The organism is Ruegeria sp. HKCCE4148, assembly GCF_017872495.1.
In the GTDB taxonomy this organism is placed as follows: Bacteria; Pseudomonadota; Alphaproteobacteria; order Rhodobacterales; family Rhodobacteraceae; genus Ruegeria.
The window spans coordinates 1-16,169 of the sequence record NZ_JAEDOS010000015.1 but is presented as its reverse complement, the minus strand read 5'-3'; the positions used below and the strand labels follow the sequence as shown (position 1 = coordinate 16,169).

The window sequence follows — 16,169 nt, the reverse complement described above, 5'->3', positions numbered from 1 at the left end:
GAACATCGAAAAATTATAGAAATATAAGGAGAAATAGTATGAAAGCCCCATTGCTTCCTTACAAATCAGCTTTCCGGCCAGACAGGCGTTATGTATTGAAAACCGGGTCGCTTGCCGTTGCGGGGGCTCTTATGCTTCCCTATCGAACAGCTATTGCCCAATCTGATGCAGCGGACGTGATTTTCAGTGGTGGTAATATCCTTACGATGGACACCTCCAACCCAAAGGCTGAAGCGCTGGCAGTCCGCGATGGGCGGATCATCGCTGTTGGCAGCCAAGATGAAATCGACGCGCTGACTTCCAGCACGACACGCATCATTGATCTTGACGGCAGAACTCTAATGCCTGGCATGATCGACAGCCACGCGCATTCATATTCGGTGGTCAAGGACGACTTCATTATTATCAGTCCGACTGAAGTAGCCAGTTTCGACGAGGTAATGCAAAAACTGAACGAAGGTGCCGCCAAGTTGAAAGAAGGCGACTGGCTTCTGGCCGCTGATTATGACGGCGTCGTGACCCCCGGCGGGCGACAGTTCACTCTTGAAGATATGGACCGCATCGCCCCCAACAACCCGTTCTTGTTGCTGGAAGGAAGTGGTCATGCAGCTTATGCTAATTCACTTGCCTTCAAAATCGTTGGAATCGACGAGAACACTCCGGACCCAGTCGCGGCTCGCTACGTAAAAAACGACAAAGGGGAACTCACTGGTCGCTTGGAAGAGCTCCCGACTTTTGGCCCGTTTCTAAACGCTGCCCAACAACTGACCGATGAGGATATGGAGGCGCGAACACTCCGTTTTTTCAACTCGGGTGCCAAGGTCGGAATTACCACCTTTGGTGATCCAAGCGTCGGTCAAAACAAAGGGATCGAAGACCTCAGATTATTTGAGCGCATCAAGGATCGCGCGCCGGTGCGGACGCGCGCCTTTCTTGTTTCAACCCTGATGGACGACTGGGCCGAAAACGGAATCGGAATGGGCTACGGCGACGACAAGATGCGCGTTGCCAAGATGAAGGCGTGGTCAGATGGCGCAACGCAGGCCTATAGCTCTTACTTGCGCGAGCCCTATCTTGGCACGGATAGCCGTGGAGCACTGAACTACACGGAAGATCAACTTTACGAGGTGGTCAAACGGGCACATGGGGATGGTTTTTCTCTTGCCGTTCATGGCAACGGGGATGCGGCTATAGATCTCGTGCTACGCGTGTACGAACAGGTATTGGCGGAGAACCCGCGCGACGATCATCGGCACCGGATTGAGCATTGCAGCGTCGGCCATCCTGAGCAGTACGACAAGATGAAGGAACTTGGTGTTTCGCCAACTTACCTGTCCGGCCATATTCGATGGTGGGGCAAGGCGTTCCGAGATAATCTACTTGGTCCAGAAAGGGTCGAGTACTACGATGCCGCCGCCACGGCCGTTGAAAAAGACATCCCGTTCTCAATGCACAGCGATTACTCGGTATCGCCGTTAGGTCCTCTGCGTTGCGTCCAAGACATGGTGACCAGAGTCATGGCAGACGGTGGGGAAGTCTTCGCGCCCGACCAGCGTATTCCAGTAGAAGAAGCACTTAAAGGTGTAACGACGCATGCGGCCTGGCAACTGCATATGGATGACATTGCGGGGAGTTTGGAAGTTGGGAAATACGCTGATCTCACGGTTCTTGAAGACGACCCGACTTCTGTTGACCCAATGCAAATAGAAAACATCGAAGTAAGTGGAACCTGGCTGGAAGGCAAAGAGACCAACGCGGCGTGATTGGATCGCCTCATGACAAACAAAATCATTCTTGGGAGGTCAAGATGATAAAACGTCTGTTTATTGCAGCCCTATCAGGTGCAGCGTTGTCCGTCGTCATGGCTGCTACGACTGTGTACGCCTGTGCATTTCATAATTACATCCCGCAAGACACGGTGGTGGACAAGTTACTACGCAGTCAGGAAATTGCACTGGCAGTTCCTGTTATCGAAGATCCAAATGATCCGTTGCGGTATGATCCGATTGCAGCAATTGGCGCAACGCCCGAAGATATTGATATCCCTCACCGCGTGGACGCAACCGCAATTCAGAGGCTTGGAAAAAATCCGAACGCTTACGCAATTTTCGGGCGAGAGAAGTACGGTGCTTGGACAAGACTTGCACTTGTCGACGGAGAATTGATCGCAGTCTTTGATCAAATCATCGCACGAATTGAGGACTGGCGTGGAGGGGATGAGAATGACCGGTTAGTTTTTTTTGGCGCATTGTTGGGCCACACCGAGATTCGTATTCACCAGTTGGCGCTTCGTGAACTTGACCGTGTGGAATAGGTCCTGAGTTCCTAATCCTCGGACGATCTCTCGTTTGCCAACAATGTCTTGGTACTCAGTCGGTACAGCTACCCTGAGAGCGTACCCTTTTCCTCTAAGGAACAATCCTCTGGGCAGTCCAACACGGTTTTGAGGTTTCGATTCCCGTACATTCATCCTCAAATGGTCTCCAAGTTCTCGTTACAAGACCCTGAGTAAACCATTGAAAATTAAGGGAATGGTGGGTGATGAGAGACTCGAACTCCCGACATCTTCGGTGTAAACGAAGCGCTCTACCAACTGAGCTAATCACCCGTGACGCTGCATGTAGCCAAGCCTGCGGGCGGGTGCAAGAGGGTCTGAGTGATTTTCTTGAATTCTATTCTTTGGCCAACCCGTGTTGCCTTGCCCGTCTGGATATCTGAACACGGTTTAATCCCGTTCCGTCGCATATCCGGATATGTGCGGCGTGATGATGGTCATGTCCAATGGACGCCTTGACCCTTTTGGACTTTCTGCAACGCAGCGGCATCGATCTCGGTAATTTCTCAAATGCGCTTGCGCGGGGCCTGCGCCCTCCGATATTCCCGAAGGGACTGCAATTTTCCGGTCGGGAGTGTACATGACCTTAACCTTCACCCGCCGTTTCTGGATGGTGGCACTGGTCTTAGGTGTTTTGGCGTTGGCACCGGTCCGAGCCGGGGCCGAGGGTGTTTTGGTTTTTGCAGCGGCGAGTCTGAAGACAGCGCTAGATGAGATTGCTGCAAGCTATGAAACGGAAACGGGGCACCGTGTCACGGTCTCTTACGCGGCCTCGTCGGTGCTAGCGCGCCAAATTCAGCAGGGCGCGCCTGCCGACGTGTTCATCTCGGCGAATCCTGATTGGATGGACATATTGGAGCAGGACGATTTGATCCGGGCAAATTCGCGGGTGGATTTGCTGGGCAATGGGCTGGTTGTGATTGGTGCGACAGGCCGAGCAAGTTGGGGAGAGATCCAACCTGGTCACGACCTAAAGGCCGAATTGAACGGCGGATTTTTGGCGATGGCCTTGGTTGATGCCGTGCCAGCAGGTATCTACGGCAAAGCCGCGTTGCAAGGCCTGAACCAATGGGACGCATTACAGGACCATGTTGCGCAGACCGACAACGTGCGCGCTGCTTTGGCACTTGTGGCGGCAGGGGCTGCACCCTTGGGTATTGTGTATCGATCAGACGCACAGGTGGAAACGCGGGTCAGTGTTTTGGCGACCATTCCCGACGACCTGCATCCTGAGATAATATATCCTGCGGCCGTCACATCATCTGCACAGGGTGGAGCACAAGCCTTTTTGGACCATCTGCGCAGCGCTGCGGCGTTGTCCGTTTTTCAGGAGCAGGGGTTTTCCCTGCCGGGTGGGTGATCCACGTGGACTGGTTGGGCCCTGCCGAAATTGAAGCGTTAAAGCTGTCTTTGCGCGTGTCGTTCTGGGCGACGCTGGCGACGTTGCCGTTTGGGATTTTCGTAGCCTACGCGCTGGCCCGCTGGAGGTTTCCCGGCCGGCAGGTCCTAAATGGTCTGGTGCATTTGCCGTTAATCCTGCCACCTGTTGTTACGGGCTATCTGTTGTTGCTGACCTTTGGAGTTCAGGGACCTCTTGGGCGTGTTCTGGCAGAGTTCGGGATAGTTGTCGCGTTTCGCTTGACCGGGGCGGCGCTGGCTGCAGGGATCATGGCATTCCCCTTAATGGTCCGGGCCATACGGTTGTCGATCGAGGCTGTGGATCCAAAACTAGAGCAAGCCGGGGCCACGCTGGGGGCGTCGCGCCCGATGGTTTTTGTGACCGTGACTTTGCCGATGATCCTTCCTGGGGTCATAGCCGGGGCCATTCTAGCTTTTGCCAAGGCAATGGGCGAATTTGGTGCAACCATCACGTTTGTGTCTAACATTCCGGGCCAGACCCAAACGCTTCCGTCAGCAGTCTATGCATTCTTGCAGGTTCCGGGCGGCGAGTCGGCTGCAACGCGGTTGGTCCTTATCTCAATCGTTATCGCGATGAGCGCCCTTCTTTTGTCAGAATACGTAGGACGGCGCGCTGCCGCACGGGTGGCCGGATCATGAGTCTTTCCGTTCGGGTGCATCATCATTTGTCGGATCTGGATCTGGATGTCAGCTTTGACGCACCGCCCGGAGTGACTGTCTTGTTCGGGCGGTCCGGGTCGGGCAAGACGACCATCGTCAATGCGGTGGCCGGGCTGCTGCGACCTCAGGCGGGTCGCGTTGCGGTCGAGGATTGGGTTCTTTTCGACACGGGTCACGGGCAATGGCTGCCGCCACACCGGCGGCGGTTAGGGTATATCTTTCAGGAAGGGCGGCTATTCCCTCATCTGACCGTACGCCAAAATCTGGCCTACGGTCGCTGGTTTGCCCCCAAAAGGGCGCAGCGGGAAGACCCCGAAAAGGTCATCGAAATGCTGGGCATTGGCCACCTGCTGGATCGCCGACCAGCCGGGTTGTCAGGGGGCGAAAAACAACGCGTGGCCATTGGGCGTGCGCTGCTGGCGAGCCCGCGTCTGATCCTTGCAGATGAACCTCTGGCCGCGTTGGACGAGGCGCGGAAAGCAGAGATTCTGCCGTATTTCGAACGTCTCAGGGATGAGGTATCTGTTCCTATTCTCTATGTAACCCACTCGGCGGCCGAGGTCGCGCGTCTGGCGACCTCGGTTGTTGCACTTCAAGACGGAAAAGCCGTGCGCCATGGGCCCGCTTCCGAGGTTTTAGCCGATCCTTCGGTTGCCCCGGCCGGGGTTCGCGCAGTTGGGGCCGTTTTGGAAGTTCAGGTCGTGCAGCATCACACTGACGGGCTGACAGAGTTGAATGCCAACGGCGCAAGATTGTTCCTGCCACGCATTGCGCATGACGTAGGGGCGCAATTGCGCATCCGCATCCCGGCGCAAGAGGTGATCTTGTCAAACCAAAAGCCCGAGGGATTGTCTGCACTGAACGTGCTCAGCGGTACGGTGGCCTCGATCCGATCGGGCGAGGGGCCTGGCGCAATTGTGTCCGTCACGACCCCTGCAGGTAGTGTTCTGGCGCGCGTCACACGTCGATCAGTGGCGGCATTAAACTTGCAGGTGGGCAGCCCATGTCACGCGATTATTAAGACGGTTGCCCTGGCTCCTCAGGATGTCGGCGGGCGTATCGCGCCGGGCCAGTAATCTCAGGTAAGCGCGCGCGCCTCATGTTCGCGCAGTATCAAACGCGCGGCGCGGCCAAACCCGGTGTGACCCGAAGCTGGCCGGTCTGGAAAGATTGCAGCCAGTTCCCGAAGCGCGTCGGAAGACAGCGTGTAAAGCGCTTCTTCCCCCAGAAACAGGCTTTCAGCTTGCAGCCCTTCTGCATTCAGAATTTCATGACGATCCAACAATATATGCAGGTACTCAATCGCCTCTACCGAGGTATCCACATAAATACCCGGCCAGTCGCATAGATGCTTTGCAGCCACCAGCGCCTCGGCGGCACCGAACAGCAGTTCCACTTTCGGGCCCTTCACCAGAATGCGGTGCTGTTGCGAAACCAGAAGATCCCGACGGGGTGAGTTCGACCCCAGACTTCCTGCTGAAATGCGCACAGGCCGCATCGCAGGCTCGGCGCATAATCGTTCGCGAGGTATCACACTGCTTTCGATCCAGCGAATGGGTTGCAGCCCGTGATCCGCGGTAGCAACCTTGTGACCTACGTCCAGCGTTTCGATGACCTTTGGACCGTCTTCGGTCTCGATCAAAGTCCCGGCTGCAAAGCACACACCTTCGATCCTGATCGTGACTGCAACCGGGTCCGGGTTGTTGGAAAACGGCAGGGTAAAGGGCCCCACTTGTGTGGTGCCAGTAACGCTGATGAAGAAGGTATCGAAAACGACTTCGCCGTTGTCCAAGCTGTCAAAAAAGGTCGGGTCGACCGCATAGGTCCACTCGCCAGTGTTTGGATCAATCGAGGCAGTACCGTTGGCGGGGGGTGTTGCAATCGTCCAGGTCTGGGTCGTTGGTGTGAATGTGCCATTGTCCAGCGTCGGCTGTCCCATCGCCACATTCGGCGGGGATCCGGTCACGTTTCCGGTCAATTCGCCTGTGATTGTTACCGAGACCACTTAACCTTCGCCTTGCTGCAACACCTGTTCAAATTCTCGTTTCCGATACAGGCGCATATGGACCTCGCCCGCCTGATCCCGCGTCCATTCGACGATCCGGTTGCGTGTCATGTCGCTGTCCATCCGGTTTGTTCGCACACGTGGATGTGGGATCTCTTGTTTAAGGATATCAACAATCTGGCTTGTTTGTCCAAACGGGGCCACCAGATCGACGATCCAGAAGGAAGGACCACTGGTAAAATCGGTATCCTTCAGTGGTTTTTCCTGTACCGCATAGCGGTACTCGGCCTCGGGGCTGAGCCCGGCAAAGGTAACAAAGCCACGGGGAAAACCGTCTTGCCGGAAGATATGGTACTGGCCCAGGCGAAATGGAGTTTCGAATGCATAGAGAACCTGTGCCAGATTGCGTTTTTGATGAGTCTTCGTCAGCCCGGCAAGATAGAACATCGCGCCCAGATCGGCATATTTCTCGGGCGGAAAATCAAACCAGTCTTTGGGGAAGCTCTTGCTCAACGGGACAGGCCAACTTTGCAATGTGAACCAAAACCTTAATCACAGTGTACCCTTTTCCAGCGATATGGGTAGAAGAATTTCTTAACCGCGCCCACGCCGTCCTCATCTCGAGGGTGCAGCGCTTTACTCGGGCGCTGACCTGGCTATGTTAATGAGAAGGGAGCATTTTTACGGGATGCTGGATTATGCGTTTTCTTAAGGTTTTTGCCTCAACTGCTCTGGTGTTGGCACCTGCAATTGCCGAGGCTGTCGGTTTTGGCCTGTATGTCCGCCCTCAATTTCGCACAGAGATCACGGCGCTGCCGGATGGGGTTTATGAGGTCAAGGCTGTAGGCTCGTCAGCGCCCGTGAATTACTGGTGCGGTATTGGCGACTATGCGATCCGAACTTTGGGCGTGCCGAACAATCAACGGATCTATATTTATCGTGCTTATGAACCCGGTGTCCGGACAGTTCAGTTTTCTCTGACACCGCCACCCGGCGCGGATACCAAGCCGGGATACTCAATAACGGTTCGAAAGGTCGGTGCCAACATGTCGGCATCGTCGGCACAGAACTACTGTTACGACAACTTCATCATGGACACGTTCTGAGCGTCAGACCCATTTCGCCATCGGCGGCAGGCTCATCAGAACCGCATCCGGGTCATGCCCGGTTTCCAGCCCAAATTTTGTGCCGCGGTCGTAGACCAGGTTGTATTCCGCATACAGACCGCGATGCACGAGTTGGGTGTTCTTGTCCGCGTCTGTGAAACCCTGCAAGCGACGCTTTTCAACCAATGGCAAGAAGGCGGGCAGGAATGCACGACCGATATCCTGGGTCAGGGCAAAATCGGCCTGCCATTCCCCGGTGCAGTAGTCATCCATGAAAATCCCACCCACGCCTCGTGCACGCTTGCGATGAGGAATATAGAAATACTCGTCCGCCCAGTCTTTCAGGCGCGGATAGTGTGCGACGCCGTGCGGGTCCAGATGAGCTTTTTGGGTGGAGTGGAAATGGCGTGTGTCTTCGTCATATTCGATACAGGGGTTCAGGTCCGAGCCCCCACCAAACCACCAGGCGTGCGGCGTCCAGAACATGCGTGTGTTCATGTGCACCGCAGGGACATGGGGATTTTGCATATGGGCCACGAGACTGATCCCCGAAGCCCAGAAGCGGGGATCCTCGGTCATGCCGGGGATACCTTTGCGCGCCGCCATCGCGTGCTGTGCGCGTTCACCCAATGTGCCGAAGACGGTCGAGACATTGACGCCAACTTTCTCGAACACGCGACCGCCATGCATCACAGACATCAGCCCGCCACCTGCATCCGAACCATCCTCAGATTGGCGCTCGGTTTCTTTGACCTCGAACCGACCGGGTTTTGCATCGGAAAACGGTCCAGTGTCGTGGCTGTCTTCAAGGGCTTCGAACGCAGAGACAATATCGTCGCGCAGTTGTCGGAACCAGGCGGAGGCAGTGGATTTTTCTGTATCGAACATGTGTCTTAGTGGGCTGGGGCAGCTACGGGGTCAAGCAATGTACGCCCGCCGTCGATTGTCAGGATCTGACCTGTGATGAAACCGGCTGCGTCGGACGCCAGAAACTGCGCGGTTTCGGTCAGCTCTGTCGCCGAAGCGATACGGGCCAGCGGCGTGTGCTTTTCAATATCGTCCCGGAAGTCCCGGTTTTCCTTGAGTGTCGATTGTAACGAAGCGCTCATGACCGAGCCCAGTGCGATCGAATTGACCCGAATACGGTTCGGAGCAAGCGCGACTGCAAGGGATCGGGTCATCTGATCCAGCGCCGCGGTCGACACGGAATAGGCCATCAGGTCGGGATGCGTCCGGCGGGCTGCGATAGAAGACAAGTTGATGATCGACCCGGCGGGGTTTTCTTCATCCCCGTCCGCCTGTTTGATCATGCGCTTGGAAACCAATTGGCTTAGCCGCAGGGCGGGCATCAGGTTCTGGTTCAGCAGAGTACGCACCGAGTCGTCATCTGGGTCCAGAGGATCAGATGGGATCACCTGCCGCGCGCCGTTGATCAGAATATCCACCTGATCAAAAGCGTCCAGTGTGGCAGAAAGCAGGTTTGCTATGGTCAGCTTTTCGCGCAAATCGCCCGCGAAATAGCGGATATTGCCGTCCTCGGCCTGACCGCCTAACTCATCGATCAGACGCTTTTCGTCCATGTCGGCGAACATGACATTTGCCCCTGCATCAGCGAAATGGCGTCCAATAGCCAGACCGATGCCGTTGGCACCGCCCGTTACGATTGCTGTCTTGCCAGCGATGGAAAAGGACATCCGAATCCTCCTGAATTGGGGGCAGGTTAGCGAGCCTTAGCGCCGAGGGCGAGAGGCCTGAAGCACCTTGAACCGGTTGTCTCCGGCAATTTCAGTGACCTGAGCGAAATGTTCGTTCAGCGTGGTTTCGTAGGGAAGGTGGCGATTGGCGACCATCCACAGAGTTCCGTTGCGGGTCAGATTGCGTGCGGCAGCGACGATAAATCCCTGACCCAGCGCGGGGTCCGCGCTGCGCGAGGTGTGAAACGGGGGGTTCATGACGACGGTGTCGATGGGCTCGGGTGCGGTCCATTTGACTGCATCTGCCCAATAGAACTGTGCTCTTGAATCCAAGATGTTTCTGCGCGCGCAGGTCAGAGCGGCATGATCTGCCTCGACCAGGTGCAATGACTTGACGTCGTCACGTTTGAGGATCTCTGCTGACAAATATCCCCAACCTGCACCAAGGTCGGCGACGCGTGCGCCAAGTTTGGCAGGCAAGACATTTGACAACATGGCCGAAGCCGGATCGACTCCATCTGCCGAAAACACGCCTGGCGCGGTTTGAAAATCACCGACCTTCTGTGTGGCGGGCGCGGCCCAATCCTCAAAAGCAGCTGCGTTGGCCTGAAACCAGAAAATTTTGCCGTGTGCTTTGGACAGGGGGCCTTCGACAGCAATCCGCTTGCGCACATCTTTCAATATGCTGTCCACCCCATCGGTCTTGGCCCCATCGACCACGACAACCCCAGCAGCCCGTGAACACGCCCGCTGGATCATCGCGCGCGCCAGCGCCTTGGCACGTGGCAAAAACACGATGGCATCCTGACAGGGGTTTTTTGCTTCGGGCACTGTGTCAAAACCTTGCGCGGCAAAACAGTCGTGAAAGGGTTTGAACGGTTGCACCACCTGCGCACCGGGGGGAAGCGTCGAAAGGTCATGCTCTGGCACCGGGCAAATCACCGTCAAAGGCTGCGACAGCGACAGACCGTTTTGCAAAGCAAGTTCCAGACGTGGGGACATGGGCAATTCCGGCAAAAAAAAGAGAAGGGTGCGTCAGGCGAGATGCCTTATTCTTCGCGTTCCATGGTGCATTGCAGCGGGTGTTGGTGCCTGCGGGCAAAGTCCATCACCTGGCCAACTTTGGTCTCAGCAATCTCGTGGCTGAAGACGCCGACAACGGCCACGCCCTTTTTGTGAACGGTCAGCATGATTTCAAACGCCTGAGCGTGGGTCATACCAAAGAAACGCTCTAGCACGTGCACGACAAACTCCATTGGCGTGTAATCGTCGTTCAGCAACAGCACCTTATACAAGGGCGGACGCTTGGTTTTTGGGCGCGTCTGAAGCAGGACAGACGCGTCACCGTCGTCGTCCGGGGTCTCAGACATCATCCAGGTCTTTTCCAGCATCGTGTGCAACTGTCCGATTCAGGCTTGGGGTTTATCTTGGCGCTTATATAACGTGGGGATAGCCGGTGAAAAGAGCAAGCGAACGTAAATCAGATGACGAAGAAACTGACCACAATCGGGTTTGATGCGGATGATACCCTTTGGCACAACGAACGGTTTTTTCAGCTGACACAGGCCCATTTTGCCGAATTGCTGGCTGATCACACCGACCGCGATCACCTGATGGAGCGTCTTCTGGCCGCCGAAAAACGCAACATCAGGCATTATGGATATGGGATAAAGGGGTTTGTTCTGTCGATGATCGAAACCGCCATCGAGGTGACAGAAGACCGTGTTCCGGCCTCGGTCATTCGGCAATTGATCGAAGCCGGGCAAGAGATGCTGGCGCATCCGATCGAGCTGCTGCCTCATGCGCGCGAAGCGGTCGAGAACGTGACTGACGCTTATCGCGTCATTCTCATCACCAAGGGCGATCTAATCGATCAGGAACGGAAATTGGCCCAGTCAGGGCTGGGCGATTTGTTCGACGGGGTCGAGATCGTCTCGGAAAAGACTTCGGATACCTATCGGACGATTTTTGAATCCCACGGGGATGGTCCGGCGTCTGCAATGATGGTTGGCAATTCCATGCGCTCGGATGTGGTGGCTCCGATTCAGGCCGGATGCTGGGGCGTTTACGTGCCCCACGGTCTGGTGTGGGAGGTTGAGTACGCCGAAGCCCCGGTTGAAAGCCCCCGATTCCGCGAGCTGCGCGATTTGGGTGATCTGGCTGATCTGGTGAGCAGCCTGAGGTAATGTTGCCTATTGGCCGCAGTTCTGCAAATTTCGAGCCGCGCGGCGGCAAAGCATTGCCACAATCGCGCATCTGGTGGGCCAGGGCTGGAACGTCATCAACATATAGCCTTGTGCGGGCGCATGACGAAACCGCGAAATGCGCAGCTTTCAGTTTATTTCATGGCCCCTCTGTGTTAGCTTAGTCGGTATCAAAACAATTTTGCTGACCGGGAAAACCCGGCGGCGCGAGGCAGACAGAGGCAAAGATCGTGCAGATTCGGCGGACAGTTCCGGCCCGAACGGGCTTATTCCTTATAGCGATGCTATGTGTGCTGGCGTTTGCGCCACTCAAATCCATCGCGGCACCTTATGCGGCAATGGTAATTGACGCTCGTACCGGAGAGGTTTTGCATTCGCGCAATGCTGACACGCGGTTGCATCCGGCATCGCTGACCAAGATGATGACGCTGTACATCGCGTTTGAAGCGGTGCGAAATGGCGAGATTACACTGGATACGCCTGTACGGATCACCAAGAAGGCTGCGGCCGAGCCGCCTTCCAAGTTGGGTCTACGAACGGGGCAGACGATTGCTTTCCGGTATCTGATCCGCGCGGCAGCGGTGAAATCAGCCAATGACGCGGCAACCGCTATCGGCATCGCCATCAGCGGGTCCGAAGCCGCGTTTGCGCGCCGTATGACACGCACTGCCAAGGCCATGGGCATGAGCCGTACGACTTTCAAGAACGCGCATGGTCTGACCGAGTCGGGGCATTTGTCCACCGCGCGCGACATGACCACGCTGGGACGGCATCTGCTGTACGATTATCCGCAGTATTATAACCTGTTCTCGCGTCAATCGACACATGCAGGGATCAAGACTGTACCGAATACCAACCGTCGCCTGTTGGCCGCGTACAAAGGGGCAGATGGAATCAAAACCGGGTATACACGCGCTGCGGGGTTCAACCTGGTGGCGTCGGCCAAGCGCAAAAATGAACGGATCATCGCAACCGTCTTTGGCGGAAAGTCGGGCGCATCGCGCAATGCCAAAGTTGCCGAGCTGTTGGATTTGGGTTTCCGCCGCGCCCCATCGCGAGCGCCTATCCGCAAGCCGGCGCGCCCGGCTTATGCTGGAAATGCCGGACTGGGCGTACAGGTCGCGGGTGTAAGCGGACCGCCCAAAACAAGTCTGCGCCCAGTTGTACGTCCAAGCGCGACAACGCAGGTTGCAAGTGCCGTTGCGGCGACTGCGGATCAGAACCGCGACCGGATCACAAATGGCATTGCGGCTGCCATCGCCCAAGCGGATATCGCACCGACCAATACGTCTGAACAAACACCGGGCACCCGCCCGACACAGCGCCCGACCGGTCTGGTACTGGCGTCGACCGAAACGGCCAAACAGCCCGAGCCCGAGCAGGAGGTGGTCACCCGACTTTCTTCGTCTGGCGGGCATCTGTGGGGCGTCAATGTGGGGCGTTACACCACACGATATGAGGCCGAGAAGGTGCTGCTGAAAACCGCTTTGTCAGAAATGACGACGCTAGAGGGCACGCTGCGCAAGGTGAACCAAAGCTCGCGCGGCTTCGATGCAACTTTTCAAGGCATGACCCGCGAGCAGGCCGATCTGGCGTGCCGCCGGTTACAGGCCCGCAATGTGACCTGTTTCATGATCGGACCATCATAAGGTTCGGCAAAATACTCTCCTGTTGGGTCTGGGCTGTGGTTTTCCACAGCCCTTTTTTCATGACAGCGCAGTATTAAAGGCGTGTAGGGTTATCGGACGAACTTCGTCACCTCGACGCCGCCGCCGATCAGGCTTTCCCTCACGGAACGGGCGATCTGAACCGCAGTTGGTCCGTCCCCATGCAGACAAATCGTGTCGATGGAGGTCTCTAGCCTCTTACCGCTTTCAGTGATGATAGCGCCTTCGCGGACCATGTTCAGAATGCGTGGACCAGCCACATCAGCGTCGTGGATCACGGCACCGGGCAGGCTGCGGTCCACCAAGGTGCCATCGTCGTTGTAGGCGCGGTCGGCAAAGATCTCGCCCACCCATTTACACCCAAGCTCGCGCACGGCATCTTCCTGTTTTGTCACAGCAAGCACCATGACAATAATGTCGGGGTCCACATCCAAAGCGCCCTGATAGCAGGCCCGCGCCATATCAATATCGACCGAGCACATATTGGCCAGCGCGCCGTGCAGCTTGAGGTGCCGAACTTTGGTGCCGACCGCCTTGGCCATGCCCATTGCTGCGCCCAACTGATACCGCACCAAATTGCGCAACGCATTATGGGGCACTTTCATGTTCCTACGGCCAAAGCCCTGCAGATCGGGAAAGCCGGGATGCGCACCTATGCCCACATTGTTGTCGGTCGCAAGTTGCATTGTCGCCGCCATCACATCCGGGTCGCCTGCATGAAAACCACAGGCGATGTTGGCGGAGGTGATGATTTTCAACAGGCTTTCGTCATCGCCCATCTTCCAGGGGCCAAAACTCTCCCCCATATCGGCATTCAGATCGACGCTGGGCATCGGCAATTCTCCTTAGTCGGTGGCAGAGATCACTCCGCCGATCAATTGGTAGGACAACAGGTCCTGAATGTCGTGCGGGTCACGGATCAGAGGTTCGACCCGTGAGGGCAGGCGCGCAAGTTCTGACAGGAAGGCAGTGTGCAACGCGCTTGCCTCGTCCATGCTGACAAATCTGAAAAGGATTTTACCACCGGCAGGCGTTTGTGCAGCGCGCGGCATATCGCAGGGCAAAACGGTTGCAATACGAGGATAACCCCCGGTGGTCTGGCACTCCGGCAACAGGATGAACGGATCCCCTGTGCCGGTCATTTGAATATCGCCGGGGGTGATCACCTCGGACAAAATGTTCAGCTGACCGGATGCCGCAAACCCGTCTCCGTCGCTATCCACTTGCATCCCCATCCGGTTGGCGCGCGTTCCGCGCCGGAAAGTGGTCGCGGCAAAGCGATCCAATGTCGAGCGATCAAACAGTGTGGTCTGAAAGCTTGCCACCACACGCAGTTCTCCGCCCGCGAACCGTTCATCAGGCGTTAGTTTCAACCCGGTCTGGCCTGCATCTGGTCCGCATGTCAGCCTGTCGCCTTGTTCTAACGCACGACCGATCCGCGCCGTCAAATGTGCCGAGCGCGAACCCAGAAAAACATCGGACTCTATTCCGCCGCCCAGATGAAGATAGCCATAGTTACCCTGTACAGCTGCCCCAATGTTCATTCGTTGCCCGGCAGTCAATTGATGTGACGCATTCCAGGTTACTGGGCTGCCGTCGATGCTGGTTTGCATCCGCGCACCGGTTAGTGCAATGCGCACGTCTTGCGTGACCTCAAACTCACCGCCCATTCCGGCCATTTCGAGCGCTGCGAGGTTCGGGCTCTGCCCCAGTAAAGCAGCCCCTTCATGCAAGGCCAATATATCGGCGGCACCAGAACGCGACAAACCCTGGTCCAGATACCCGGTACGCCCCTGATCCTGGATTGTACATGAAGGGCCGATCCGATGGACGATCAGACTCATGGTGCGATCTCCTCACAGATGGCACCACCGGTACCGTCTGTATTGGTGGCGCGGATATGCTCCAACTTTTCACGGGATACTGGCGTGAACAGCAATTCGTCACCGGGGCTCAACGGGAATGTATCGGACCTCTCCGGGCGAAAGCATCTAAAGGCGGTTTGTCCGACATGCCGCCATCCGGTTGGTGTTGGGCCGGAAAACAAGACGAATTGCGAGATCGCCAGAACCAACGCGCCCTCTGGCACCATCGGGGTCAGGTTTTGCAGTCGGGGAATATTGAACTCGGGCCCCAGTGGCCCAAGGTAGGGCTGTCCGGGCGCAAACCCTATGGTCAAAACCCTCACCCGCGACTGTCCAAGGCGTCGTATTGCCTCTTCCGGCGTTAAGCCAGCGGCAGCGGCAGCGTCGTCCAGCTGTGGCGCCAGATCGGTTCCGTAGACTGTTGGAACGCGCCACAGCTTGCGACCTGTTGGAAGGGGTGTGTTGTACCAGTCCTTTTGGTCCAGAAGATACTGGAGTCTTTCAAGCATTTGCTGATGAGAAATGAGCTGTGTGTCGAAACGCACAAAGGTCGAGCCCAAAGACGCCGAAGACTCTGTGACTTCATCCCATTGCAGACCGTCTACTTCGGACCGGAATGCCAGCGCTGCACAATTTGCCTTCTCTGACATGATATCCGCAAATGTGACGAGCGCTCCGTCAAACCCAACGGTTCTGACCAAAGGAAACTGAACGTGACGGGCCATACTGATCCTGCGTGTGACAACAAAGTACGGGAACCAGACCCCATCCAAAGGAGATGTGCAAGACAGGTCTTGAGGGGTTTGGCGGTAGACGAACGAGGTTTGGGTAAGGTCAAAAGATCAGGGTTAGTTTGGCTGTTCTTCGATTCTCACTCGTCAGTTGGCTCGGGATTTGGTGAAATCCTCGAGTCGGATCGTGGGCTCGAGTCGCTCCGACTTGTGCCTGCGCTCTGTTGGCGCTCTAGATGTAGTGGCGGTGTGGTTTGGCCGAGACTTTCGAAGAAAGGGTTTGTTAACGTGTATAGCTTTTCAGCTCTGATTTAGCGGTATGTTGATTGCTTTAAGTATTTGAATTTAAATAATTTTAAGGCGTGACTCAAAAAACTTTTGATTTTTTGTTTTTTTGGGTTGCGGGTTTTGGGAGTAAACCTTAGAACCCCCTTCACCGGCGCTGCTGAGGCGCTGGGACGCTGCGGAAGCGGCGGTGACACA

The 16,169-nt window shown here is 56.2% G+C and carries 17 protein-coding genes and 1 tRNA gene; 8 read left to right on the top strand and 10 right to left on the bottom strand.

Annotated elements, in window-relative coordinates; translation table 11 throughout:
• Positions 1 to 38: 38 nt before the first annotated feature.
• Both I9187_RS20810 and I9187_RS20805 read left to right on the top strand, forming a co-directional pair.
• Complete coding sequence (locus tag I9187_RS20810) at positions 39 to 1,763, top strand: amidohydrolase (protein ID WP_170425592.1); 1,725 nt, start codon at positions 39 to 41, stop codon at positions 1,761 to 1,763.
• Positions 1,764 to 1,807: 44 nt separating this feature from the next.
• On the top strand, positions 1,808 to 2,314 hold the full coding sequence (locus I9187_RS20805) for a hypothetical protein (RefSeq protein ID WP_209509887.1): 507 nt from the start codon (positions 1,808 to 1,810) through the stop codon (positions 2,312 to 2,314).
• 218 nt (positions 2,315 to 2,532) lie between these two features.
• Here the strand turns inward: I9187_RS20805 and I9187_RS20800 are convergent.
• A tRNA-Val gene (locus tag I9187_RS20800) sits at positions 2,533 to 2,608 on the bottom strand.
• A gap of 307 nt (positions 2,609 to 2,915) precedes the next feature.
• On the opposite strand from I9187_RS20800, the gene modA reads away from it, so the two are divergent.
• From modA to modC, 3 genes are read left to right on the top strand one after another with little or no spacing between them, the layout of a single operon-like run.
• Positions 2,916 to 3,695 (top strand): molybdate ABC transporter substrate-binding protein, encoded by a 780-nt coding sequence (gene modA, locus I9187_RS20795; RefSeq protein ID WP_245223345.1) that lies wholly within the window; start codon positions 2,916 to 2,918, stop codon positions 3,693 to 3,695.
• A 5-nt stretch (positions 3,696 to 3,700) separates the two neighbouring features.
• Positions 3,701 to 4,393, top strand: a complete 693-nt coding sequence (gene modB, locus I9187_RS20790; RefSeq protein WP_209940324.1) for a molybdate ABC transporter permease subunit — start codon at positions 3,701 to 3,703, stop codon at positions 4,391 to 4,393.
• Positions 4,390 to 5,490 carry a molybdenum ABC transporter ATP-binding protein gene (gene modC / locus I9187_RS20785; RefSeq protein ID WP_171179396.1) on the top strand — a complete coding sequence of 367 codons (1,101 nt, stop codon included), beginning with the start codon at positions 4,390 to 4,392 and terminating at the stop codon, positions 5,488 to 5,490. The genes modB and modC overlap by 4 nt, the downstream gene beginning before the upstream one ends.
• Positions 5,491 to 5,492: 2 nt before the next feature.
• Here the strand turns inward: modC and I9187_RS20780 are convergent, their stop codons facing one another.
• Both I9187_RS20780 and I9187_RS20775 read right to left on the bottom strand, forming a co-directional pair.
• Complete coding sequence (locus I9187_RS20780; protein WP_348540169.1) at positions 5,493 to 6,419, bottom strand: Hint domain-containing protein; 927 nt, start codon at positions 6,417 to 6,419, stop codon at positions 5,493 to 5,495.
• Complete coding sequence (locus tag I9187_RS20775; protein ID WP_171179397.1) at positions 6,420 to 6,932, bottom strand: toxin-activating lysine-acyltransferase; 513 nt, start codon at positions 6,930 to 6,932, stop codon at positions 6,420 to 6,422.
• A gap of 185 nt (positions 6,933 to 7,117) precedes the next feature.
• Here I9187_RS20775 and I9187_RS20770 point away from each other — a divergent pair, with 185 nt between their 5' ends.
• Positions 7,118 to 7,525, top strand: a complete 408-nt coding sequence (locus I9187_RS20770; RefSeq protein ID WP_171179399.1) for a hypothetical protein — start codon at positions 7,118 to 7,120, stop codon at positions 7,523 to 7,525.
• A gap of 3 nt (positions 7,526 to 7,528) precedes the next feature.
• On the opposite strand, the gene hemF is transcribed toward I9187_RS20770, so the two are convergent.
• From hemF to clpS, 4 genes are read right to left on the bottom strand one after another with little or no spacing between them, the layout of a single operon-like run.
• Entirely contained in the window at positions 7,529 to 8,413 is an 885-nt protein-coding gene (hemF, locus tag I9187_RS20765; protein WP_171179401.1) for an oxygen-dependent coproporphyrinogen oxidase, read from the bottom strand.
• 5 nt (positions 8,414 to 8,418) lie between these two features.
• Positions 8,419 to 9,219 carry an SDR family oxidoreductase gene (locus I9187_RS20760; protein ID WP_171234850.1) on the bottom strand — a complete coding sequence of 267 codons (801 nt, stop codon included), beginning with the start codon at positions 9,217 to 9,219 and terminating at the stop codon, positions 8,419 to 8,421.
• A gap of 36 nt (positions 9,220 to 9,255) precedes the next feature.
• On the bottom strand, positions 9,256 to 10,221 hold the full coding sequence (locus I9187_RS20755) for a class I SAM-dependent methyltransferase (RefSeq protein ID WP_171239130.1): 966 nt from the start codon (positions 10,219 to 10,221) through the stop codon (positions 9,256 to 9,258).
• A gap of 47 nt (positions 10,222 to 10,268) precedes the next feature.
• Positions 10,269 to 10,610 carry an ATP-dependent Clp protease adapter ClpS gene (gene clpS / locus I9187_RS20750; protein WP_171179408.1) on the bottom strand — a complete coding sequence of 114 codons (342 nt, stop codon included), beginning with the start codon at positions 10,608 to 10,610 and terminating at the stop codon, positions 10,269 to 10,271.
• 93 nt (positions 10,611 to 10,703) lie between these two features.
• On the opposite strand from clpS, the gene I9187_RS20745 reads away from it, so the two are divergent.
• Together I9187_RS20745 and I9187_RS20740 are read left to right on the top strand one after the other, a co-directional pair.
• The gene (locus tag I9187_RS20745) at positions 10,704 to 11,405 is read left to right on the top strand and encodes an HAD family hydrolase (protein WP_171179410.1); all 702 of its coding nucleotides are present in this window, start codon (positions 10,704 to 10,706) and stop codon (positions 11,403 to 11,405) included.
• A gap of 299 nt (positions 11,406 to 11,704) precedes the next feature.
• Positions 11,705 to 13,072, top strand: coding sequence for a D-alanyl-D-alanine carboxypeptidase family protein (locus I9187_RS20740; RefSeq protein WP_171179459.1), 1,368 nt, complete (start codon positions 11,705 to 11,707; stop codon positions 13,070 to 13,072).
• Between the two features lie 89 nt (positions 13,073 to 13,161).
• On the opposite strand, the gene I9187_RS20735 is transcribed toward I9187_RS20740, so the two are convergent.
• The 3 genes from I9187_RS20735 to I9187_RS20725 are packed head-to-tail and all read right to left on the bottom strand — an operon-like array spanning position 13,162 to position 15,680.
• A complete protein-coding gene (locus tag I9187_RS20735; protein ID WP_171179412.1) occupies positions 13,162 to 13,923 on the bottom strand; it encodes a 5-oxoprolinase subunit PxpA in 762 nt (253 codons plus the stop codon).
• A 12-nt stretch (positions 13,924 to 13,935) separates the two neighbouring features.
• Entirely contained in the window at positions 13,936 to 14,934 is a 999-nt protein-coding gene (locus I9187_RS20730) for a biotin-dependent carboxyltransferase family protein (protein ID WP_171179414.1), read from the bottom strand.
• The gene (locus tag I9187_RS20725; protein ID WP_171179416.1) at positions 14,931 to 15,680 is read right to left on the bottom strand and encodes a carboxyltransferase domain-containing protein; all 750 of its coding nucleotides are present in this window, start codon (positions 15,678 to 15,680) and stop codon (positions 14,931 to 14,933) included. Before I9187_RS20725 ends, I9187_RS20730 begins: the two co-directional genes overlap by 4 nt.
• Positions 15,681 to 16,169 lie beyond the last annotated feature (489 nt).